Origin of the sequence: Paraburkholderia sp. HD33-4, from assembly GCF_021390635.1 — a bacterium.
Classification (GTDB): Bacteria; Pseudomonadota; Gammaproteobacteria; order Burkholderiales; family Burkholderiaceae; genus Paraburkholderia.
Map to the genome: position 1 here is coordinate 1 of NZ_JAJEJS010000004.1, position 15,941 is coordinate 15,941.

Consider the following 15,941-nt stretch of genomic DNA (forward strand, 5'->3'; position numbering starts at 1 on the left):
TGCGACTTTATACGGTCTGGCAGATACGATCTTCAAACCTTATCAGCAAGCTGACCTGAGGCGGTTCATCGTCACCGGGGACGACGTGAATCTCGGTGATGGAGCAACTACGGGACTCGCAATGGTGTTCCATGAGCTTGCAACAAATGCAGCGAAATACGGGGCACTGTCGACAGCAGCAGGTCGCGTCTCGGTCAGCTGGCAACGGGAAGGAGACATCCTTGCGATCAGGTGGCAGGAAGACGATGGCCCACCGATTCAAGGGCCTCCCGAAAAACAGGGGTTCGGTAGCATGGTGCTACGCAACACCATCACACGTCGGCTCGGCGGTGACCTCAGCTCACACTGGGAAAAACACGGGTTGATCGTGGATATTGCATTGCCTGCGTCACGGCTCGGGGATTAAAGGATCGCCGGAATGCCGACTTTGCGAATGGGAAACATCAACGTCGTTTCACAGGAAGCGGTCGTCGGTCTGAGCGAACAGAAGGATGCGGGAACACCCGTTGCGGATAGAACGTACAACGGGAGAAACAATGGCACTCGTCCTTTTGGTCGATGACGATCTGAACCTGCTTCGAGCACTCGAAACGCTCGTTACTTCTGATGGATATCGGGTCCGCACGGCAGTGGACGGATTTGATGCGCTCAGTATGGTGGCGCTGGAGAAACCAGACCTGATCGTCTCCGATGTAATGATGCCGCGAATGGACGGAGCCGATCTGGTCCGCGCTCTGAAGAGCGAGCCCGCGCACGCTCATATACCGGTCATCATGCTTTCGGCGGCAGCATTTCCTCATGGACTGCCTATCCATGCGCTTTTAAGCAAACCGTTTCCTGCTGCCCGATTGCTTGAGGTGCTGCGCGAGGTTCAGCAGCCCTGAACGCAGACTTCTCTAACGCTCAGAATCGTTCGGCTGCTGGCAGGCGTTCAGGTCGGCCGTCTTTTGCCTGATATCTTCCTCACTCGGATTTTTCGTCGATAGCCGCAGATACGCTGCCGCGAGACGTCGCAACTCCTCTTCCGATGCGTCCTCGATACCGATGAGATGATTGTCAGCCGGTCGATGCGAAGCCAGGAGTTCATTGAGCTTCAGGTGTAGCGCGACGCTGTCCTTGTTCTGGCTCTGCTGTATCAGGAACACCATCAGGAACGTCACGATGGTTGTTCCCGTGTTGATGACCAGTTGCCAACCGTCCGAGTAGTGAAAGATCGGGCCGGTTACGATCCATGCGATAACAGTCAGCACTGCGAGGCTGAACGCGGCCGGAGAGCCTGCCCACCTTGTGACAAGACTCGCAAAAGTATCGAATGCCTGAGTCAGCGGGTGTCGACTGGCGTACGCCGGGCTCGAAGTATCGGGAATAGTCGCGAGCTCGTCCGTGTGGGCCGGAGCTATTGAATCTGATTTCATGGCCCGGCTCCAGAATGATGTGTGACGGAGAGGCGCAACATCCGTGCCTGCCTTCGCAAAATGGCACCGGTGCGGCAACCGGCCTCCCGTCATTTCCCGGCCGTGGCCCCGTCCCGTCTCTTGAAGGTATGGGCCGAAACAAAGACGCGACGTTTCACAGGGACATTCACACTTGCCTCGGGCGCCGAGATCGTCAGCATGCCTCATCAAATGTCGCGAATTTTAGCCGAACAGTTTCGGCCTAAAGTTGCCATTCCCGGCATCGGTTTGCCGGGGATGGATATGCGTTGGCTGTCACCCTTCGCGAACAGCCGCAACACGCGGGACTTCGGCTTTTCGCCTTGAGCGGGTACGGCCAGGCAGAGGATCTGAAGCGCTCGCTGGCGGCTGGCTTTGAAACGGCATTTCGTGAGGCCCGTCACGCTGATGGATCCCGTTGAAGCGCCAGGGAACGATCGGAAGCCGTCGGCTGACCTCAACTTTGGACGGCGCAAGGCGTCGACAGCCATGCTTCGTGCGCAATGCCTGGTCCGCCACGACCGGAATCGAGTCAGGCAGGACGGGCAGACAGGAGCACATTGACGAGGGCGTGCTCATCAAAAGGCTTCTGAAGACGCGGGTACGCGCGCCAGGCCTGGTCAACCGCCTCTTCGCCGTAGCCCGTTGCAAACACGACGCGAATGTGTCTGGCCGCCAGCGCCTGCGCGACGGGATACGATTTCTGGCCGTGCAGATCCACATCGAGTATCGCGGCGTCGACGTCCTTGCCTTCCTCGACGAAGGACAGCGCTTCCTCTATCTCGCTGATCGGGCCGATGACCTCTGCCCCTGCCGCCTGCAGCATGTCAGCCAGTGCGAGCGCCACCAGATAGTCGTCCTCAACGACAAGTATCTTGCGCCCGTCCAGCGCGTTTTCCTGTTCAGTCATGTTGCTTCATCCGGGCTGTGGTGTCCTGCTCTTGCGCAGCAGGCAGCGGAATTTCGATGTGGCACGAGACGCCATCCGGATTGAACGTCAGTTCGGTCGTGGCGTGTAGCGAAAACTTAAGCGCCTTCTCGATCAGTTGCCGCCCAAAACCCGTTCTTGATGCATCTGGCGTGGTCTTCAGTCCGCTTTCACGCCAGTCGAAAACAAGCGAGTCAGGATGGTGATTCCCAGCCACAATCTGCCAGCAAATGTCGAGCCTCGCCGCGTCATCCTTCAGCGCGCCATATTTGAGCGCGTTAGTGGCCAGTTCGTGGAGCACGAGGGCGAAGGTCTGCACATTGCGAAAGCCGAGCGGCACTGGCGGCCCACTGACGGTGAGCCTGCTACTGTTGGCGACGCCCAACGCGTTGAGTTCGAGGCTGACGATATCGCCCAGTTCGATCAGGCCCTGGTGGGCCTCGCCAACCAGTCCCTGCAAACGTCCCAATGCGCCCAGACGGTTGATGAACGTGTCGAGCGAAGGGTCAGGCGCAAGAGTCTGTCTCGCAATCGACTGGGTTACGGCAAGCAGGTTGCGCGTACGATGCTGGAGTTCGGAGACCAGCACCTGCTGACGTTCTTCGCCTTTCACGAGGCTGGTGATGTCCACGAAAGCGATCACCACGCCATCCGTCTGGCGATCCGCGTTGCGATACGGTGACAGTCTGACCAGATAGTGACTTGAACCATCAGCGCTCGCCACGCGCCGCTGTAGCGATTCCTCAGTGTTGAATACGCTCGCAATATCTCCCTTGAGGTCGGACAGCGCTAACCGACTCGCCAGTTCTGTGATGGGTCGGCCCCGGTCGCTCGGCCGGATACTGAAAATGCTGTCGATTGCCGGCGTGTACGAGCGGATGACCAGTTGCCGGTCCAGGAATACCGTGGCGACGGACGTGCTCTCGAACAGGTTGCGCAGGTCGGTGTTCGAGCGATCGAGCGCATCAATCTTGCCGTTCAGCTCAAGATTGACGGTATGCAGTTCCTCGTTCAGGGAGACCAGTTCTTCCTTGGACGCTTCCAGTTCCTCGTTCGACGACTGCAGTTCCTCGGTGACCGATACCAGCTCCTCATTGGATGACTTCAGTTCCTCAAGGGCCGTCTCGTATTCCTCGATCATCGACTGCAGGCGCTCGCGCGTGTCGCGCAGTTCTTTTTCCACGTGAAGCGCGGTGCCGTCGTGCATCGCCTGCGCCCGAGTCAGCGCCTCCTCGCGCGTGAGCACGGGCCCCTGGTCGGCAAATACGACAAGGTAGAGGCGCTCGCCATGTGCGCCCGCAGGCAGCGGGTCAACCGTCAAGGTGATGACCTGGACACGGCCGCCTTCGCTCTCGACGGCCACTCCTTCACGTAAGACGGAGCGTCCCGAGTCGACCGATTCCCGGAATACGGCGCGCAGGTCCAGCCCCAGGCCCTGGCGCGCCATCGCGAACAGCTGGCGGCTCGGCACGCCGGACGCCGCTTCCAGATATTTCCCGGTCCGGCCCGAGTAGAAAACCACGTCGCCGTCGCGCGTCACGAGTACGTGCGGCGGCGCAAACCGCTCGAGCACATGGCTGTCCGCCATCTGGCGCAAGGCCGTGATGCCCACGGGCGCGCGATTCGGTACCGCCGTGGCTTGCCCGGCCCGAAACGCCGGCAGATGTGCCGGCAGACGTAACACCGGCGCGACATCGGCGCGGCGTCGGAAGATGCGGTGCTTCTTGTCCACGGCGGTGAATAGGTCGTCGAACTGGCTGACGTTCTCGGACGTGCCGAGAAACAGGTAGCCATCCTCGCGCAACGCATAGTGCAGCGTGGGAATGACCTGGTTCTGGACTTCCGTTCCCAGGTAAATGAGCAGATTGCGGCACGAGACCAGGTCGATGCGCGAAAAAGGCGGGTCACGGATCACGCTGTGCGGCGAGAAGATACACAGATCGCGCACTTCCTTTGCAATCACGTAACTGCCGCCGTCGGCCACGAAGAACCGCTCACGGCGCGCCTGCGTGACGCCGTCCAGCAGCGCAGCAGGGTAACGCGCGGCCCGTGCGACGGCCAGCGCGTGCTCGTCAATATCGGTAGCGAACACCTGCACCCGCGGCGCATCGTCAAGGCCCGCCATCCGTTCGCGCAGGAGCATGGCGATCGAATACACCTCTTCGCCGGTCGCGCAGCCGGGCACCCATACACGCAGGGGGTTGTCGGCGCCGCGCCGCTCGAACAGTCTGTCCAGAACGTTTTCGGCGAGGCTGTCGAACGCCTCGGGGTCCCTGAAGAAACTCGTGACGTTGATCAGCAGATCGCGAAACAGTGCGGTGACCTCACGCGGCTCCGCGGCCAGCCGGGCGATATAGGTTTCAGGTGTTTCAATCTGCAGCACCTGCATGCGACGTTGCACGCGCCGCAGGAAGGTTTTGGTTTTGTAACCACTGAAATCGTGCCCGACCTGATTGCGCAGGATGGTGCAGATGGCCTCATGCGCTTCGTCGACACGGGCCTGTGAGCTCCTCCCCTCGTCGCCCGTGACGATGCCGTCAAACTCGTAGGTGCCGCGGGCGAAGTCAGCCAGCTTCGCACCCATCTGCTCGACGGGCACGGCGAAGTCGACCAGGCCTGTGGAGATGGCGCTGTCCGGCATATTGGGGTGGTGCGGGCCGAAACCGTCCGGTGACTGGGCCAGCGTCAGGCCGCCGCTTTCCTTGATGGCCTTCACGCCGAGCGTGCCGTCGGAGTCTCCGCCGGAAAGAACGACGCCAGCGGCGAGTTCCCCAATATCTTCAGCGAGTGCGCCGAAAAAAACGTCGATCGGTTTGCGCTCACGGGTGGCGGCCACCTGCGCACGGACATGCAGTGTGCGCTCCCTGATGTCCAGCACGGCGTCATTGGGCAGCAGGTACACGCCGTTCATTTCCACGCGCATGCCGTCGGTGATCGGATGGACGGGTAGCGAGGTGAAGCGCGCCACGATTTCGGGCAGCATGCTGTCCCGGCCCGGGCTCAGGTGGGTGACCACGACGAAGGCAATCCCAGGATTCTCAGGGACGCCGCGGAAGAAGCCTTCGAGCGCCTCGACCGCCCCGGCAGAGGCGCCGATGCCGACGATTGGGAAATCACTGGATGACATGGCGGCTATTCGGATCGGGGCTGGCGCGCGGCGCGGTTGCGGCCGTTGACGGGTTTCTGGACTACCGACCCGGACGGCGTCGCCGACGGGCGGCGTTCAGCAATCTGTTCTTCGAGCAGGCGCAGCCCCGCGCGAACCACCTCACTGGCGGTGCGGTAGCGGCCTGCAGTGAGCTCGGACTTCACGAAGAGATCGAGATGCTCCGTCAGGGAAACACTGATCGCATGTTTACTGGGCATAAGGGGTTCCTGTGCATTGCGGCGGTACTTTATCTTACCCCCGCGTAAACGCGAGGTAGCATCGGATGTGCCCTGGTAACTGCCGGGCGCGCACTGCGCTGCAAGCGTTGCGCCTGCGCTGACCGTAGTTCATGCCTGCAACTGCGTATTGGGTATCTGGCTTGCCTGCTGGCGGTCATTGAGGAATGGTCGCGTTCGGAATATAAATGACGCTCAGGCTCCCAACGTGTAGTCCTTCGCGCCATGTCTCGATCTCTTCGCTTTCTTGAAACGCTGTTTGACCAGCACCTCATCGTCGCAGTGTCCTCTTATTCCGCCGCGATTAAAGTATCGCTTGCCGGGTTGATATTTAGCCAATTGAATAACATCACCTGAAATAACTGCGTTGGTATTGAATTAAAAATAATCACTGATTCACTCGAATCAGCGCACGCAACATGCGGCTCAGCACACCTCCGTCATTCGCATAATGGTGCGATAGTGCTGGGAATTGCCGGCTTGCCGTGCTTGTGCTGGGATCTTGCCTGTCAAAACGCCCTCTATCAAAGAGGTGGCCTCCATGCATTATTTTCATTCCGTTCGGCCCCGATCCCGGATTAATATAATTTCACCGACGTTCAAGACGGCCGAATTGGCAATGCTGGAATAAAAGACTGGAATAGTTACGGAAACAATGACTCCGACCAGGTGCGTTAGTCGGTAATTGATGCATCCCGGCAACGTTAACCCAGATAAACAGGTGCATTAGCGGTAATTGATACATCCCCGGCAACGTTAATCCATTAAATCGAGAGATCCCTATGCTGAGCCCTCACGAATTTGCCACCCTGATGCTGCTCAAGGCTGCGCCCGAGCAGGTTGACATGGACCGCGAGGAGCTTGACACCCTGCTGGAACACCAGCTGGTCGCACTGGAGAAGCTCGCGTCAGGACTCCAACGTCTCTGCCTGACCGACGACGGTGATTCGGTGCTGCAGGCCGTCGCCCGAAAAGGCTGAACCACGTCGCCGGCGTTCGGAAGTCGGGGATTACTTCGCCGTAACGCAGACACGTCGAAAAGGGCCGGCGCGACTGGTCTATGCCGGGCCGCATGCCGTTGGCCGGACGCTTCTGGACTTACTGTAGGCGAGGTGTCTGCGGCCTGCAGCGCGCATCAACATGCCTCGGAGCAATCGAAAGCCACATGAGTTACAACGACCAAACCGCGCAGGAGCTGGCGCACATCCACGCCATGATCCTGCAACTCGAGCATCTCGTTCACGAGGGCGATATCAGTCAGGCGAGCGCTGTAACGTCCCCAGTCTACTGGCGCGCACGGATCACTACGGTACTGGCGGCGGCGGACCTGCCCCCCGCCATCAAGCCGCAGATCGGCGACCTGTTTGCCCGGCTGGCTCGGTGCGGCGTCGCACAACCGTGCACGGCACAATCCGTCGCAGTGCATTACTGAAGGGTTTCCCGGTTGGTACGCCGGTGCTTGACCCAACCTGGTTGTCGGTATGAACGCGCCAAGCACGAGGCCATTGTCGAAGCAATGCGCGATGCCGATCCGACGATGTTCTGACGGCCATAAGTTAGTTAGTGGGGCCCGGCTCGATTGGCCAGGAAGTCGGCGTTGAACCTGTGACAATGGGCGACCGCTCAACGTAGCAGAGCCGTCTTTCCCTCGTGCGACGTCCAACGGTTGACGGGGGTCGGTTGCAGCATTCGACACAAGCATCCTGGAGTTACCGAGCCGCGCAATAGTGTCGTAAAAGGGCGGCCCGCGGTTCAAGTGAGCCGCCCTCGTCACTACGTTACTGACAGCTTGCACTTAACGCGTCACCGCTGGCGTTGTCCGCCCTCGCGATCCGACTGCGATTGATTCGGCTGCCGCTGGCCACTCTCGCGCTGCGACTCGTTCTGCTGGCGCTGGCCGGGTTGCTGCCCTTGCTGGGGCTGACCTGGTGACCGCTCTTGTTGGCCGTGTTGCCGTTGCTGACCGCCCTGATTAGGGTTATTCGGCTGGTTGCCTTGCTGATTTTGGTTTCCGCTCATTTCTACCTCCTTGCTTGCCGCCGCCGCGCATTCATAACCGGCGAACGACGCACTTGCCTGTTAACAAATGACTTACTGATGATCCATGCGGTATGAGCCGCATCTCTTTCCAGCATCAGTCGTACCAGCACGGCGAAGTTCATCTTGGCGCGCGAAACGGCAAATGTGCCGGTCTTTGCGTGTGCGGTTGGGCGTTCGAAGCGATTTGGCGCGTTGGCCTCATTCACCTGCTCGGTGGGCAATATTCCGCTCGCAGGCGTGCTGGGGCGCGGCGGCATCAGGTTTGGCGGCGACGCGTCGTTCATCTTCGGCGATCTGATCCTGCCGATTTTGAACATTGCCCGAAAATACTACGGCGGGCGCATGACCGTCGGGATACTTCCAGGCCCCGAATTCATTGTCAGGCAGGGGGCGGCCACTTTCAGCCGTTCTCGATCGCGCTCGGGAGAGCATTCGAGCTGCCGCTCTGCCCCAAGCAACCGACCTTCGGCAGAGCGCGCGCCCACCCCAACACTTAAAGCAGCGAATCGGTCCGTTTCGAACGATTCCCACTGCCTAGAATCAGGTTACGCGCAAAAAGGGTTCCGACCACGCAGACGCAGCAGCGCTTGCCCGCACATTCGCACGGTTTCAATCGTGTTGCGCGTCACTCGCAAGGAGAGTCGCCATGGCAACTTATGTCGTGCATATGAAATTTACGGATCAGGGTATCCGCGCCATCGAGAACAGCCCGGAGCGGGCCGCGCAAGCCGCCTGTTTGGGGAAATCAGTCATGAGAACTCTAATGACGAGCGCCGGCCTGGCACTGTTGTTGGCCTTTACAACGGAACCAGGCGTCAGCGCTCAGGAGGCTCCTGGTTGGATGAAACAGACACTTCCCGACCAGGCACTGAACCCACACTGGGACGAATATCGCGCCGTGATGAATCCCACGGGAGCTTTGGACGGAAAAACCAAGCAACTCATTGCCCTCGGTGTGGCAGCACAAATTCCTTGTGCATACTGCGTTAACGCTCACACTAAAGCGGCAAAAGCGGCTGGTGCGACCGATGCTCAAATAAAGGAGGCCATTGCAACCGCCGCACTCGTCCGTTTCAACAGCACAATGTTGAATGGCTCGGACGGCGGCACCGAGTGGTCGCCACAACGTAAGTAATGATCGCCCTGACCGCCGATTGACCATCCTCTCGTCGGTTGGGACAACGCTGCCGGGGGTTTCAGCAATAGGCGGTCAACACCAGGTGCAGCGACCATCTCGACTGTTTCATATCGCGTTGAAAACGCACGTGCGCGAATTCTGGTTCAGTGGCGCAAATGGATCGGGTAGCGCCTTTCCGCGGAAATTCACGAAGAACCCTTTTTTGCCTCTCGCGTTTGAAAACAATCTATTCCCGCGCGGCCCGGAGTGCGGTGCGGCGTGTTGTCCTGGCAAGGGTAGTCACTGATAGGTTGCCCCTTTGGTTGCTTTAGACTGCCGAGGTCGCTTGCCTGCGGGCAAGCGCGGCGCCGTCAATCGCGCCCCACGTCCCATCCACGCTGGTGTTCGTTTCATGATGTATCCAATCAAGGGATGGCTTCCCGGTGCCTTTCTCCTCGCGCTCGCAAGCGTTTCAACTGCCGAGCCAGTCCAGGAAACGCAGGTCCTGAAGCATGCCCACAAGCACGTTGAGGATCACGCGGTCGCCGCCGTTGGCGCGCCACCAGCCCCGCCCCTGATTTTGCTCCCGATTGCTGCGCCGCATGTCTACAAGTCTCCATTCGAGAAGGAGTACGACGCGCTCCCCGGGCAAAGCCGCGCCGCAACGCCTGGCAACCTCGATGAATCGGATAGTGCACGCGCGGGCGCGTCGGCCGGGCCATTGGCCCAGAACGGTCTCACCGACAGCGCTGGTGTGCCATTCCAGGCGCTGCACGCGACCACCCCAACGGGCACAACTGTTGGCGACTGGGACCTGTCGGCGGCTGCACATCTTCCGATGTTGAATTCGCGCGACATGGGCGCGGCCATCAGCGCTAGACACGACTTCTAGGGCCACCTGTTCGAGGTCGGATCAGGCACCGATTCTCGTTCAGTTCGTTGCCGGGCGTTGTCCACGCTTACGACGAAGGCAAGGTCGGTTTCGGGCCGCGCGTCGGGCGCCAGTCGGCCACTTTCAGCAGTTCGCAGGCGCAAGTAGATAGTGGTTCAAGCGGCCGCTTACCCTCAGAGAACGGACATCTTCCCGGCGACAGAATGGATGCATTCGGCCCAGCCGTCGAGGGAATAGTCCGCAGGTCGCTCTCGCATTTGGCAACCGTCTCAAGCAACGAACACGCGTGCCTAATGCAAGTAAGCAAACGCAGCAAGGGCGATCATGACGGTCGTGGCACCGCCGATGCGCGTTGCGATCTGCGCGAAGGGCATCAGTTCCATCCGGTTGGCTGCCGTCAGGATCGCCACGTCGCCGGTACCGCCGAGGCCGCTGTGCGTTGCGTTGACGATGGCCGCTTCGATCGGATACATCCCGATCATTCTCCCGACGAAGAATCCGGTCGAGGTGAGCGCGAGCACGGTCGAGACCGCAGTCACGATGTTGACCCAGTGGAACGCGGTGACGATCTCGCCCCACGGCGTCATGGCGACACTGATCGCGAACATCAGCGGATAGGTCACCGCCGTTGAAAAGAAACCGTACATGAAGCGCGCCCCACCACGCACGCGAGGCGAAACCACGTGACAAAGCTGCGCCGCGACCACGAGCACGAGCATCACAACAGGCGCGGGCCAGCCAAACAGTTGCTGACTCAGCACGCCGAGCAGATACAGCGCGATGGCTGTCGCTCCCGCCGCAGCGACCGAACTCACGTCGAACTCGAACGAAGGCGCTGCGAGATCGCCCGGAGTATCGCCCGAATCACTAACGGTCAATTGGCCATTGCCCGTCAGCTTCGGCTTGCGGGTGCCGAGATAGCTCAGGAGGCCGGCGCAGCAGATCGCTGCGACGTTGCCGAGCATGACGGCGGAGAGCGCCTGGGCGAAGAGAGGCCCTTGTTCTGCTCCCAGAATCTGCGCGTAGCCCGCGGACAGCGGAAGCGCACCTTCACCAACGCCGCCCGCCATGATCGGCACCACGACAAAAAAGAGCGCATGTTTTGCTTCCATGCCGAGCGCGACGCCCACGCCCGTTCCGATGCACGCCGCCACGATCGAGCCGCTTGCAACGGGAATGAAGATGCGCACGAACCCTTTGATCAGCGTCCGGCGATCCATGCTGAGCACGCTGCCGACGATGATCGCCGCGATAAAGAGGTAGAGAAAGTTGGAGCTTTTGGTGAAATCGGTCACGGCCTTGACGACCGGGAGCGGCATCAGCTTGTAGTACACAAGCATGGACGGAATGAACGCCGCGAAGATCGAGGTCGCGCCGATATGGCGAATCCACGGGATGCGCTTTGCCAGTTCCGCGCAGGTGAAGCCGCCGACCGCGACCAGCGCGATTCCCGTCGGCAAATCAGATGCGAGCTTGCCGTGCAGCGTCATCGAGGCAAGCACGGCCAGCAGCACCAGATACACGGGCACGGGCAGCGCGCCGATGCGCGTATCGAATACGCTCCACCAGCGCTGTGCCAGTGACTTCGGATGTGTCCGCGTAGCCTGGGCTGCACTTTGCGTCGTTGCCGAATCCATCTCTCTATCTCCGTTTATATGTATCGAACACGGCCATCACACGAGCAACAGCAGCGCGACGCCATAGACCACCGTACCGAGCAGGAACGTCATCACGGTGAAACCGAGTACGCGCTGCACGCCGATGCCCGCCATCGCAACGACCGGCGCCGCCCAGAATGGCTGCATCATGTTCGACACCTGTTCACCCATCGCGACCGCCATCGTCGTGGCGGGCACGGATGCGTGCAATGCCACCGCGGCGGGTACGACGAACGGCCCCTGCACGGCCCAGTGACCGCCGCCGCTTGGAATGAAGAATGTGACGATGAGCGAGCAGATGTAACTCCAGAACGGCAGCGTGTGAGCATTTGAAATCGCGATGAAGAAGTGCGAGATCACATCGGGCAGACCGGTCGCATCCATCATGCCCATGATGCCGCCGTAGAGCGGGTACTGAAGCATCATCGAACCGGTCTGTTTGGCCGCGTTTTTCACGGCGTCCGCATATGCCAGGGGATAGCCGTGCAGAATCACGCCCGCGATGAACATGATGAAGATCACGGCGTTCACCCCCGAGAAGGCAACGTGCTGGAACTGCGCAAGCACGAAAAGCGCAATGCCGGCCGCGCCGATGAACGCGCTGCCAAGCCACGAATATTCGATCCAGCGCGCGAAGCTCAGCTTGCCTTTCGGCTTCTCGCGCAACGGGGGATCGGGGTTCTTCGCGGTATCGAGCACGACGGCGTCTTCATCGCGTGGCTTGAGCAATGCGAGCACAAACGGCACCGCGATCAACATCACGATGGTCGGGACCAGATTGAAGCTCGTGAACACGGTTGCGCTGAACGGCAAAACCTGGCCGGTCAGCTTCTGCACGACGTTCATCGCGCTGCCGGGTGTCGCCTGCGCAAGCGCAATCGAACTGGAGAGGCCGCTCGCCCACACGACCCAGCCCGAGAAGCCAGCCGCCACGATCCACGCGAAGTCGATGCGCATGCGTTTTGCCACTTCACGCGCAAGCAGCGCGCTCACGACGAGCCCCAGACCCCAGTTGCAGAATGACGCCACAGCGACCAGCACGAACGTGAGCGTCGCGGCCTGGATGGGCGTGCGTGCAACCGACACCAGCGCCTTGAACAGGCGCTGCACGGGCGGCGCATGCGCGAATGCGTGCCCCGTCACGAGAATGAGCGTGATCTGGAATGCGAAGGTGAGAATGTCGAAGAAGCCCTTGTACCATCCGCCCACCAGATGAACGAACGAGGCGTGCGGCGCGAACGCTACGCATAGGACGGCCACGAACACGGTGATCAGGATCGCGAGAACGAAGGGATCGGGGATGGTTCGTTCGAAGAAGGCGATCGTCGCTTCGGTGAAGCGCGTCTTGCGCACGGGTGATGCTGTGGCGGCGGGTTTCATGAAATGTCTCCGGATATTGGGTATAGCCCACGCGGTCTGTGCGCGTTCAGGGCGGCGATGTCGCGGTCAGGTCGTAAAGCCGTAGAGCATTGCCGGGTTATCGACGAGGATGCGCTTGCGGGTTTCTTCGTCTGCGGCCCATGTGCCCAGCAGATCGAGCAGCGCAGTGTCGTCGGGCTTATGGGATTCCGTCGTGTGCGGCCAATCGCTGCCCCACACCGTGTGCTCGGGTAGCGCATCGATCCAGGCGCGAGCCGTCGGTGTCATATCGGCATAGCCACCGGCGAGACCGAGGGTGGAGTCCAGATACGGGCCGGACAGCTTGACCCATACGCGCCCCGAATCGGCGAGACGTCGAACGACGGAGTGCGCCGGGTGCGACGTCCCGGCCGGCAGCGGCAGGCGCGCGAGATGATCGAAGACAATGGTTGAGGGAAGTCGCGCGAGCATCGCCTGATGCTCGACGATCTGCTGCGCCGTCCAGTGCAACTGCACATGCCAGCCGAGATCGGCGACCCGTTGCGCCAGCGGCTCGACCATATCGAAGCTCACGACGGCATGCGCCGGCGTGTAGAGCGTGAAACGGATGCCACGGATGCCGCCTTCATGCAGCGTCATCAATTCAGCGTCGTCGACGTCGGGGCGCAGCACCGCAATGCCGCGTGCGTTGTCGATGCCGAGTTGGGCGATGGCATCGAGGGTCACGCTGTTGTCGGTCTGGTACACGCGCGGCGTCACGACGACCGTGCGTTGGGTACCGATGCGCGCCTGCGCGTTGCGGTAATCGGCTACGGTCGCGCCTTCGACAAATCCATTCGCGGGATCATCGCCAAGAAAGCGGCGGTCATAGATGTGCATATGGGAATCGCATGCGCTTTCTGGTGCCTTGAACTGCATCGTGGTTCTCCTTACAGCACCGCACGCTTTTCGCGCAGCGATTCGATCTCGGCATCGGTCCAGCCGAACTCGCGCAACACCTCATCAGAATGCTGTCCAAACGCGGGCGCTGCCGAGGGATCGCGTCCAGGCGTCGTGCCGAAGCGGATCGGATGCCTGAAGCCCCGATACCGGCCCACGCCCGGATACTCGAATGTCGTCACCATGTCTTCCGCGACGACTTGCGGATCGTCGAACATGTCCTCGACGCTGCGGGCTGCTGCGCACGGCACGGCGTCGCCGAAGAGCGCTTCCCATTCGAGCGCGGTGCGCGCCTGCAATGCGGCGTGCAATTGCGGGACGATTTCGTCGCAATGCTGCGCACGCTTGCGGACGGTGTCATAGCGCTCGCTCTGCGCAAGCTCTTCGAGGCCGGTCTTCTCGCACAGCGATTGCCAGAAATGCGGTGTGTTGGCGGAGATGTAGAGGTAGCCCTCGCGCGTCGGATGAATACCCGTGATGCCGCCCGAACGCATGTCGCGACCGATGTCTTTTGGCTCGTCCTCGGCCCAGATCATGCGCGCGGATTGCATCGTGAGCGCGCTGCGCAACAGCGATACGCCGACATACTGGCCTTCGCCGCTCCGCTCGCGCTCGAACAGGGCCGAGGACACACCCGCCGCAACGAGCGCCGCGCCGTAGTAATCGACCACCGATCCGTAAAGGATCTCCGGGGGGCCGCCGCGCTTGCCTTGCAGCGTGCACATGCCGGTCATCGTCTGCAGCACCTGATCGTAGCCGGCCTTGTCCTTGTTTGGTCCGGTTTCGCCGTAGCCCGTCACCGCGCAATAGACGAGTCGCGGATTGACCTCGCGCAACTGCTCATACGCGATGCCGAGCCGCGCCGGCACGTTCGGACGAAAGTTGTGGACGAGCACATCGACGGATTCGACGAGACGCATCAGAACCGCGAGCGCCTCCGGCTGCTTGAGGTCGAGCACGAGGCCGCGCTTGCCGCGATTTACGCCGAGAAAGGCGCGGCTTTCGGCTTCGAGCGTCGAAGGGTATTTGCGCAGATTGTCGCCGGTCGGCGGCTCGATCTTGATGACCTCTGCGCCCTGGTCCGCGAGTAGCGCGCAGCCGTAAGGGCCGGCGATATAGGCGCTCAGGTCGAGTACGCGCACGCCCGCGAGCGGACCGCTGCTCTCGTCGCGCGATGGATTGGGTGATGCTTGCATGAAAGTCTCCGTGTATATCGGGTGAGTCAGCGCGACTGCGCGCCTCAGAGTGCGGTGTCCGTGCTCGCGAGCGCCGCGCGCTGTTCGCTCGTTAGCAAGCCAAGTCGATCGGCGTGGCGCACGAGAACGAGCGCACGCTGGACGAACGGCGGATCGATCATCTTGCCGTCGACCACATACGCTCCGACGCCGTTGCTTTGCGCTTCGCGCGACCCTTCGACGACTCGCACCGCATGCGCGATTTCTTCATCGGACGGGCGAAAGACCTCGTTCGCCAGCGCGATCTGACTCGGGTGAATGCAACTCTTGCCGAGAAAGCCCATCGATCGTGCGAGTCTTGCTTCCGCGCGGAACCCGGCTTCGTCCTTGATGTTGGCAAAGGCCGAGTCGTAGGCGAAAACGCCTGCTTCGCCCGCTGCGACGCGCAGGCCGAACATCGCCTGCTCAATGGCCGCAGTCTCGCGCCGGGCGATACCCAGCGGCTCGAACAGGTCACCAAGGCCCAGTTGCAGTCCCGCGACGCGCGGATGCGCTTGCGCCAGTTCCACTGCATGATGCAAAGCCCTCGGCGACTCAATGTTGAGCAGCAGCTTCACAGGCCGTGTGACGCCGTTGGCGCGTTCTGCGCGGTCGATGGCGGATGCAGCCGCACGGACATCTTCGACGCGCTCGGGCTTCGGAAGGTTGATGAAATCCAGTCCGGTTTGAACGACCGCGTCGATATCGGAGTTGAAATGCAGAGTGTCCAGCGCGTTCACGCGAACGATCAGGACTTTCGCGTGGCCGGTGATGTCGTTCGAGCGCAGCAGTGCGCGTAGTGCGTCGCGTGCCTCGCCCTTGCGATCGGCGGCGACCGAATCCTCCAGATCGAACGACAGCGCATCGGCGGCGCTTGCGAACGCCTTGGCGAACAGTTCTGGGCGCGATGCCGGCACGAAGAGCTTGCTTCTCATGTCTCCATCCTTCGTTTTGATTGGCTGGAAACAAGTCTACGG

The 15,941-nt window shown here is 61.1% G+C and carries 16 protein-coding genes and 1 pseudogene; 6 read left to right on the plus strand and 11 right to left on the minus strand.

Annotated features, from left to right (window positions below):
- Together L0U84_RS41935 and L0U84_RS41940 are read left to right on the plus strand one after the other, a co-directional pair.
- Positions 1–406, plus strand: a pseudogene (locus L0U84_RS41935) (histidine kinase); the annotation flags it as partial.
- A gap of 130 nt (positions 407–536) precedes the next feature.
- A complete protein-coding gene (locus L0U84_RS41940) occupies positions 537–884 on the plus strand; it encodes a response regulator (protein ID WP_233859952.1) in 348 nt (115 codons plus the stop codon).
- Between the two features lie 12 nt (positions 885–896).
- On the opposite strand, the gene L0U84_RS41945 is transcribed toward L0U84_RS41940, so the two are convergent.
- The 4 genes from L0U84_RS41945 to L0U84_RS41960 form a co-directional block, all read right to left on the minus strand.
- Positions 897–1,415 (minus strand): low affinity iron permease family protein, encoded by a 519-nt coding sequence (locus L0U84_RS41945; RefSeq protein ID WP_233859953.1) that lies wholly within the window; start codon positions 1,413–1,415, stop codon positions 897–899.
- A gap of 550 nt (positions 1,416–1,965) precedes the next feature.
- Complete coding sequence (locus L0U84_RS41950) at positions 1,966–2,343, minus strand: response regulator (protein ID WP_233859954.1); 378 nt, start codon at positions 2,341–2,343, stop codon at positions 1,966–1,968.
- Positions 2,336–5,488: a CheR family methyltransferase gene (locus L0U84_RS41955; RefSeq protein WP_233859955.1), complete on the minus strand. Its 3,153-nt coding sequence runs from the start codon at positions 5,486–5,488 to the stop codon at positions 2,336–2,338. The genes L0U84_RS41950 and L0U84_RS41955 overlap by 8 nt, the downstream gene beginning before the upstream one ends.
- A 5-nt stretch (positions 5,489–5,493) precedes the next feature.
- Positions 5,494–5,727 (minus strand): type II toxin-antitoxin system ParD family antitoxin, encoded by a 234-nt coding sequence (locus tag L0U84_RS41960; protein ID WP_233859956.1) that lies wholly within the window; start codon positions 5,725–5,727, stop codon positions 5,494–5,496.
- Positions 5,728–6,527: 800 nt separating this feature from the next.
- Between L0U84_RS41960 and L0U84_RS41965 the strand changes: the two genes are divergently transcribed.
- Together L0U84_RS41965 and L0U84_RS41970 are read left to right on the plus strand one after the other, a co-directional pair.
- Entirely contained in the window at positions 6,528–6,725 is a 198-nt protein-coding gene (locus L0U84_RS41965; protein WP_233859958.1) for a hypothetical protein, read from the plus strand.
- Positions 6,726–6,910: 185 nt separating this feature from the next.
- A complete protein-coding gene (locus L0U84_RS41970) occupies positions 6,911–7,177 on the plus strand; it encodes a hypothetical protein (RefSeq protein ID WP_233859960.1) in 267 nt (88 codons plus the stop codon).
- A 371-nt stretch (positions 7,178–7,548) separates the two neighbouring features.
- Here the strand turns inward: L0U84_RS41970 and L0U84_RS41975 are convergent, their stop codons facing one another.
- Both L0U84_RS41975 and L0U84_RS41980 read right to left on the minus strand, forming a co-directional pair.
- On the minus strand, positions 7,549–7,764 hold the full coding sequence (locus L0U84_RS41975; RefSeq protein WP_233859962.1) for a hypothetical protein: 216 nt from the start codon (positions 7,762–7,764) through the stop codon (positions 7,549–7,551).
- A gap of 2 nt (positions 7,765–7,766) precedes the next feature.
- A complete protein-coding gene (locus tag L0U84_RS41980; RefSeq protein WP_233859964.1) occupies positions 7,767–8,102 on the minus strand; it encodes a hypothetical protein in 336 nt (111 codons plus the stop codon).
- Positions 8,103–8,431: 329 nt separating this feature from the next.
- On the opposite strand from L0U84_RS41980, the gene L0U84_RS41985 reads away from it, so the two are divergent.
- Positions 8,432–8,920 carry a carboxymuconolactone decarboxylase family protein gene (locus L0U84_RS41985; protein WP_233859968.1) on the plus strand — a complete coding sequence of 163 codons (489 nt, stop codon included), beginning with the start codon at positions 8,432–8,434 and terminating at the stop codon, positions 8,918–8,920.
- A gap of 394 nt (positions 8,921–9,314) precedes the next feature.
- Positions 9,315–9,794 carry a hypothetical protein gene (locus L0U84_RS41990; protein WP_233859969.1) on the plus strand — a complete coding sequence of 160 codons (480 nt, stop codon included), beginning with the start codon at positions 9,315–9,317 and terminating at the stop codon, positions 9,792–9,794.
- A 290-nt stretch (positions 9,795–10,084) separates the two neighbouring features.
- Here L0U84_RS41990 and L0U84_RS41995 read toward each other — a convergent pair whose 3' ends face one another.
- From L0U84_RS41995 to L0U84_RS42015, 5 genes are all read right to left on the minus strand, one after another.
- A complete protein-coding gene (locus L0U84_RS41995) occupies positions 10,085–11,431 on the minus strand; it encodes a 2-hydroxycarboxylate transporter family protein (protein ID WP_233859970.1) in 1,347 nt (448 codons plus the stop codon).
- Positions 11,432–11,467: 36 nt separating this feature from the next.
- A complete protein-coding gene (locus L0U84_RS42000; protein ID WP_233859972.1) occupies positions 11,468–12,832 on the minus strand; it encodes a short-chain fatty acid transporter in 1,365 nt (454 codons plus the stop codon).
- Positions 12,833–12,898: 66 nt separating this feature from the next.
- The gene (locus L0U84_RS42005) at positions 12,899–13,729 is read right to left on the minus strand and encodes an amidohydrolase family protein (protein ID WP_233859973.1); all 831 of its coding nucleotides are present in this window, start codon (positions 13,727–13,729) and stop codon (positions 12,899–12,901) included.
- 11 nt (positions 13,730–13,740) lie between these two features.
- Complete coding sequence (locus L0U84_RS42010) at positions 13,741–14,946, minus strand: CaiB/BaiF CoA transferase family protein (protein WP_233859974.1); 1,206 nt, start codon at positions 14,944–14,946, stop codon at positions 13,741–13,743.
- A 44-nt stretch (positions 14,947–14,990) separates the two neighbouring features.
- Entirely contained in the window at positions 14,991–15,899 is a 909-nt protein-coding gene (locus L0U84_RS42015) for an HpcH/HpaI aldolase/citrate lyase family protein (protein ID WP_233859975.1), read from the minus strand.
- Positions 15,900–15,941: the final 42 nt, after the last annotated feature.

Bases quoted from the DNA above. Each gene is read 5' to 3' on its own strand.
- L0U84_RS41940 (WP_233859952.1), top strand. From the start codon at position 537: ATGGCACTCGTCCTTTTGGTCGATGACGATCTGAACCTGCTTCGAGCA.
- L0U84_RS41955 (WP_233859955.1), bottom strand. From the start codon at position 5,488: ATGTCATCCAGTGATTTCCCAATCGTCGGCATCGGCGCCTCTGCCGGG.
- L0U84_RS41950 (WP_233859954.1), bottom strand. From the start codon at position 2,343: ATGACTGAACAGGAAAACGCGCTGGACGGGCGCAAGATACTTGTCGTT.
- L0U84_RS42015 (WP_233859975.1), bottom strand. From the start codon at position 15,899: ATGAGAAGCAAGCTCTTCGTGCCGGCATCGCGCCCAGAACTGTTCGCC.
- L0U84_RS41975 (WP_233859962.1), bottom strand. From the start codon at position 7,764: ATGAGCGGAAACCAAAATCAGCAAGGCAACCAGCCGAATAACCCTAAT.
- L0U84_RS41965 (WP_233859958.1), top strand. From the start codon at position 6,528: ATGCTGAGCCCTCACGAATTTGCCACCCTGATGCTGCTCAAGGCTGCG.
- L0U84_RS41985 (WP_233859968.1), top strand. From the start codon at position 8,432: ATGGCAACTTATGTCGTGCATATGAAATTTACGGATCAGGGTATCCGC.
- L0U84_RS41990 (WP_233859969.1), top strand. From the start codon at position 9,315: ATGATGTATCCAATCAAGGGATGGCTTCCCGGTGCCTTTCTCCTCGCG.
- L0U84_RS41945 (WP_233859953.1), bottom strand. From the start codon at position 1,415: ATGAAATCAGATTCAATAGCTCCGGCCCACACGGACGAGCTCGCGACT.
- L0U84_RS42005 (WP_233859973.1), bottom strand. From the start codon at position 13,729: ATGCAGTTCAAGGCACCAGAAAGCGCATGCGATTCCCATATGCACATC.
- L0U84_RS42010 (WP_233859974.1), bottom strand. From the start codon at position 14,946: ATGCAAGCATCACCCAATCCATCGCGCGACGAGAGCAGCGGTCCGCTC.
- L0U84_RS42000 (WP_233859972.1), bottom strand. From the start codon at position 12,832: ATGAAACCCGCCGCCACAGCATCACCCGTGCGCAAGACGCGCTTCACC.
- L0U84_RS41995 (WP_233859970.1), bottom strand. From the start codon at position 11,431: ATGGATTCGGCAACGACGCAAAGTGCAGCCCAGGCTACGCGGACACAT.
- L0U84_RS41970 (WP_233859960.1), top strand. From the start codon at position 6,911: ATGAGTTACAACGACCAAACCGCGCAGGAGCTGGCGCACATCCACGCC.
- L0U84_RS41980 (WP_233859964.1), bottom strand. From the start codon at position 8,102: ATGTTCAAAATCGGCAGGATCAGATCGCCGAAGATGAACGACGCGTCG.
- L0U84_RS41960 (WP_233859956.1), bottom strand. From the start codon at position 5,727: ATGCCCAGTAAACATGCGATCAGTGTTTCCCTGACGGAGCATCTCGAT.